Raw genomic sequence first — 4874 nt, forward strand, 5'->3', positions numbered from 1 at the left:
GGTGGCGGCTTCGGGGGGCCCGGGCGGCGGCGCGGCAGGTACCTGAGCCGCGGGGCTCACCGGGAGCCAGTCCTCGGCGGCGAAGTCGGGCTCTGGGACGGCGAGCTCGGGCGGCGCGGCAGGCGCCTGAGCCGCGGGGCTCGCGGAGAGCCGATCCGCGGCGGCGAAGTCAGGCTCGGCGGCAACGGGCTCGGGCGGCGCGCCGGCCGTGACTTCTTGGAGCGCGGCGGGAGCGGCAGGCTCTTGCGCAGGAGCGCTCTCGGCGCCGAACCACTCCGAATCGCCGCTCGCCGCCTCCTTCGGCAGGTGCCCGAAGGCCTCGCCGACCGCCCGGGGCGCGCGGGCACCCTCAGCCGGGCCGCCGCGGAACCAGTCCCTGGCGTCCGGCTCGGCCGCATCGCTCACGCGGTGGCCTCGACGTCTCCATACAGCGCCAGCGCCTCCGCGGCGGTCTTGCGGACCTGGTCGGCCAGGGCCGGGGGGTCGACGATGCGGCCATCAGCACCCAGGCGGAGGACCAGGCGCAGGATGCGGCCCTGGTCGGGGGCGCGCAGGGCGATGCGCAGGCCGCCCTCGGGCAGTTCCTCGACGCCTTCGTTCGGGTAGTTCTCGGCGACCCAGCGGGCGTGCCGGGTGACCTCCAGGGTCACCAGCGGGTCGTCGGCGGCCGGGCGCAGGACGCCGTCGTCCAGGTCCTGCGGTTCGGCGGACTCGGGGATCTCGGCGGCGATGTCCAGGACGTCGATGGCCACTATGCGGGACAGCCGGAAGACCCGGACCGCCTCGCTGCGGCGGCACCAGCCCTCCAGGTAGGCATGACCGTCGGAGAGGATCACCCGCATCGGGTCCACGTCGCGTGTGGTGACCTGGTCGCGGGACGGCACGAAGTAGTCCAGCCGCAGGCGGCGGCCGGCGTCCAGGGCCTGGCGGATGCGGTCCAGGACGGTGGCGCGCGCCTCGAAGGCCACGGTCACCCGCTGCGAGGCCTCGGCCCCGCGCTCGCCGGCGGCCTCCTCCAGCTTGGCGATGGCGCGCAGCAGGGCGTCGCGGTCGGCGACGCCGGGAAGCTGCGCCAGCGCGCGCAGGGCGACCAGCAGGGCCACCGCCTCGCGCACCGAGAAGCGCAGCGGCCGGACGATGGCCTCGGCGTTCTCCAGGTGGATGGTGCCGCCCTCGCCGATGTGCGCTTCCATCAGGTCGTCCGGCAGGCCGCCGGGCAGCCCGCACATCCACAGCGTCTCCAGGTCCTTGCGGAGCTGCTTCTCCGAGACGTTGAACTCCCCGGCCACCTCGGTCAGCTTCGCGCCCTCGTGCTCCAGCAGGTAGGGCACCAGGTTCAACAGCCGGCGGACCTGCGCCGCGGCACCGCTCATCGCGAGGCTCCCGTCATCTCGCCGGTGTCGGAGCGCTCGGCGCCGGGCTGGGCGCCGATCCGGGCTCCGCGGTGCGTCATCTCATCGCTCGCCGCCAGCGCGTTGCCGGCCATCGCCGCGCGCAGCCGGCCGACCACCGCCGCGCGCAGCTCCGGCGGGTCCAGGACCTGCACGTCCGGGCCGAACTCGGCGAGCCAGCCGGCCATGCCGGTGTTGCGCGGCACGGTGACCACGTCCCAGCCGGTCGGCTCGCCGTCCAGCAGTTCCGGGACGCACTCGGTGGCGCGGCGGCGCAGCAGGAAGCCGGTGTCGGCCTTCAGGCGCAGGGTGGCGGTGCCGACGTTGCGGTTCTGCCGCCAGGCGAACTCGGCGACCTTGGCGTGCACGTCCATGTCGTCCGGGACCGACTCGGTCAGGTGCCCGGCCAGCAGCACCACCTCGCCGACGATCCGGTCCAGCCGGAACATCCGGTCGGCGCCGCGGTCCCGGTCGTAGCCGGCCAGGTACCAGTGCCCGCGCCAGGAGTCGATGGCCCACGGCTCGACCCTGCGCTGGACCGGCTCCACCTCGCCGGACTTGCGGTAGCCGAAGGCCACCGGACGCCGGTCACAGATCGCCTGCAGCAGCGGCTCGAAGGCGCCGGTCTCGGTCCGCACCCGGGGCTCGATGCCGGACTGGCTGATGTCGCCGACCTCGATGCCGGCGCTCTTGAGCTTCAACAGGGCCGAGGAGGCGTCGGAGGCCAGGACCGCCTGCTGCCAGAACCGCGCGGCCACGCCGAGCACGGCGGCCTCGTCGCGCTCCAGCCGGATCTCGGGCAGGTTGTAGGAGTCCTTGGGGATCCGGTAGCCGATCTCGTCCTCGAACAGCGCGCTGTTGGTGCCGGTCTCCAGCGGGATGCCCATCTCGCGGAGCTCGTCCTTGTCCCGCTCGAACATCCGCTCGAAGGCGTCGTCCGTGGGGCACTCGCGATAAGGCTCCAAGGTGGCGCGCAGGCGCTCCTTGGTGACGTATTGCTTGGACGCGAGCAGGCAGATGACCAGGTTCACCAACCGCTCGGTCTTCGTGGCGGGCATCGACGCTCTCCTACAGCAACTCGGTTACGTCGTGAACGGTAGCGCTAATCGGTTCGCACGCGCAGCGTCGTACAGATTGGCGAACACGAACGAGTGATGGCGGCCGGACTAACGGGGTGTCACCGGGCCGGTAGCGTGGGGTGGGTGATCCGGTGGCGGCGTGCGGTGGTGACTGGTGTGGACCGCGAATGGCGCGGTTCCCTAGAGGTACATGTAACGGCCGCAGACGGGGAAATGTTCCGCGCGCTGGCATATCCAGGCCTGGTCGGACGCCCCGAAGTCGGGGACGAGGTGCTGCTGTCGGCGGCGGCCCTGGAGCTCGGCTTGGGGACCGGCGGCTACGCACTCATAGTAGCGATCCCGGCGCGGCTCCCTGAAGACGTTCCTCTCCAGGGACACATGGTGAAGGCCCGCTATACGCCTCTGCAGACCGTTGTAGACGGAGCCGAGGAGCGCTACCCGGAGTTGGCCACAGCATCGTCCCTGGACGGCATGCCGGTAGTCGTCGCCGATCTGCACTCAGCACTACCCGCGGTACTCGCCGGGATCCTCGCGGACCGCCCCTCCGCACGCGTCGCCTACGTGATGACCGACGGAGGCGCGCTCCCCCTGTGGTTCTCCCGGACGGTCGACGGACTCCGCTCGGCCGGGTGGCTGGCAGCCGGGACGGTCACGGTCGGGCAGGCGTTCGGCGGGGATCTGGAGTGCGTGACCGTGCATAGCGGACTGCTCGCGGCCCGGCACGTATTAGGCGCCGACATAGCGATCGTCACGCAAGGCCCGGGGAACCTCGGGACCGGGACCGAGTGGGGGTTCTCGGGAGTCGCATGCGGCGAAGCGGTCAACGCGACGGCGGTGCTCGGCGGACTACCGGTCGCTGCGCTGCGGGTGTCCTCTGCAGACGAGCGCGAACGGCACCGCGGAGTGAGCCACCACAGTCTGACCGCCTATGGAAAGGTCGCCTTGGCGCGCGCCGAAGTCGCCCTGCCGGACGTGGACGACGCCTTCTGGCGCGAGGCGGCTGCGCAGGCCGCGGAGTTGGAGCCGCGACACGCTGTGGTCCGCGTACCGGTCGACGGACTGGACGCGGCCTTGCGCTCGTCTCCGGTGAAGCTCAGCACGATGGGCCGCGGCCTGGACCAGGACCACGCGGCGTTCCTCGCCTCGGCGTGCGCCGGCCGGCTCGCCGCGACCAGGAAATTCTGACCCGATATCGGGCCACGTACCCACGGTTGTCAGCACTATGGGATGCTGCACTGCACACCTGAGACCGTGAGCCGGGGAGGGACGTTGGTCGTGGAAGAGAGCGTCGAAGCAAGCAAGGTCGACGACAAGCGCGTGACAACCGAACGCAAGCTCCGGGCGGTCCCCGTCCTGCTCCTGAGTTGCGTCGTGTTCGGCCTGGCGGCCGCGGCGTTCGCCTGGACGACGCTGCGCGTCCACGACCGCCAGATGTCGGCGGAGGCGAACGAGAAGGCGGTCGCCTTCCTGCTGGGAACGCCCGGCCTGCAGACCGCCGAACAACCGGCCGCCGGCGGCGGCTCGGTGACCGCGTTCTACTCCCCCAAGCTGCACCGCTTCGCCATCACCGGCCACGACCTGCCGGCACTCAGCAAGGGCAGCACCTACGAGTTCTGGTACCTCACCGGCACCGGCGCGGCCCCGAAGCCGGCCGGCGACTCACGCTTCGACGCCCCGCAGAACGACATGGTCGTGGTCTCGCTCCCGGCCGGCGCGGCCTCGCTGGAGGTATCGGTCGAGCCCTCGGGCGGCGCGCACACGCTGTCGGGGACGCCGATCGCGCACCTGCCGCTGCACTAGCGGTGTATCGGGCGACGCGTTTGCTCTGGTGATGTCTGGTGATGATTTGGCGATGTCTGGTGATGCTTGGTGATGATTTGGCGTATGCCAAGGTCGTCGGCCTGGCGGCTTCGCCAGATGATGTAGCGGCGGGCCATGCTGCGCTGTGCTGTTCCTTGCGGCTGTTCCTTGTGGCGGCGTAGCGCAGTGCGGCAGTCTGGTGCCTGGAGTGGTTCGGGGTGCGAATCTTCATGCGGGCTGGAGCTTGCGGGACAGGTTGCGGTTGGCCTGTGGGTTCTAGAAGCTTTTTACGGCCTTCGGTCATAGTTGTGCCGGTTCGGGGTTCGGGGTGGTGGGTGTGTTTGTCGGCTGCCGGTTCGCGCGTTCACAACCCCGCCGCACCTCAGGCCTCTTCAACACCGGCAAGTCAGAACAAGGGCAAGATCAACGGCACAGGCCAGATCAAGAGCAAGATCAAGAGCCACAAGCAAGGTCAAGGTCAAGGGCTGTGATGAAGGGCCGGGCCTCCGGCGGGCCTCGGCAACCTCAGGGAAACTAGCGCCAGTCCATCGGGTGGCCGGGTCAGTCTCAGCGGCTGCGGTTTGTGACGTGGTGCGGTCCGTTC

At 70.7% G+C, this 4874-nt stretch carries 4 protein-coding genes and 1 pseudogene; 2 read left to right on the forward strand and 3 right to left on the reverse strand.

Annotated elements, in window-relative coordinates; genetic code table 11:
• The 3 genes and pseudogenes from KGQ19_RS47450 to KGQ19_RS47460 form a co-directional block, all read right to left on the reverse strand.
• Window positions 1-405, reverse strand: a pseudogene (locus KGQ19_RS47450) (hypothetical protein); the annotation flags it as partial.
• Window positions 402-1373, reverse strand: a complete 972-nt coding sequence (locus tag KGQ19_RS47455; protein ID WP_212022037.1) for a helix-turn-helix transcriptional regulator — start codon at window positions 1371-1373, stop codon at window positions 402-404. The gene KGQ19_RS47455 and the pseudogene KGQ19_RS47450, both read right to left, overlap by 4 nt.
• Window positions 1370-2449, reverse strand: a complete 1080-nt coding sequence (locus KGQ19_RS47460; protein WP_212022045.1) for a helix-turn-helix transcriptional regulator — start codon at window positions 2447-2449, stop codon at window positions 1370-1372. Before KGQ19_RS47460 ends, KGQ19_RS47455 begins: the two co-directional genes overlap by 4 nt.
• 144 nt (window positions 2450-2593) lie before the next feature.
• On the opposite strand from KGQ19_RS47460, the gene KGQ19_RS47465 reads away from it, so the two are divergent.
• Window positions 2594-3655 (forward strand): DUF3866 family protein, encoded by a 1062-nt coding sequence (locus KGQ19_RS47465; protein ID WP_212022047.1) that lies wholly within the window; start codon window positions 2594-2596, stop codon window positions 3653-3655.
• A 90-nt stretch (window positions 3656-3745) separates the two neighbouring features.
• The gene (locus KGQ19_RS47470; protein WP_212022049.1) at window positions 3746-4270 is read left to right on the forward strand and encodes an anti-sigma factor; all 525 of its coding nucleotides are present in this window, start codon (window positions 3746-3748) and stop codon (window positions 4268-4270) included.
• Window positions 4271-4874 lie beyond the last annotated feature (604 nt).

It is taken from the genome of Catenulispora pinistramenti (assembly GCF_018274385.1).
Lineage (GTDB): Bacteria > Actinomycetota > Actinomycetes > Streptomycetales > Catenulisporaceae > Catenulispora > Catenulispora pinistramenti.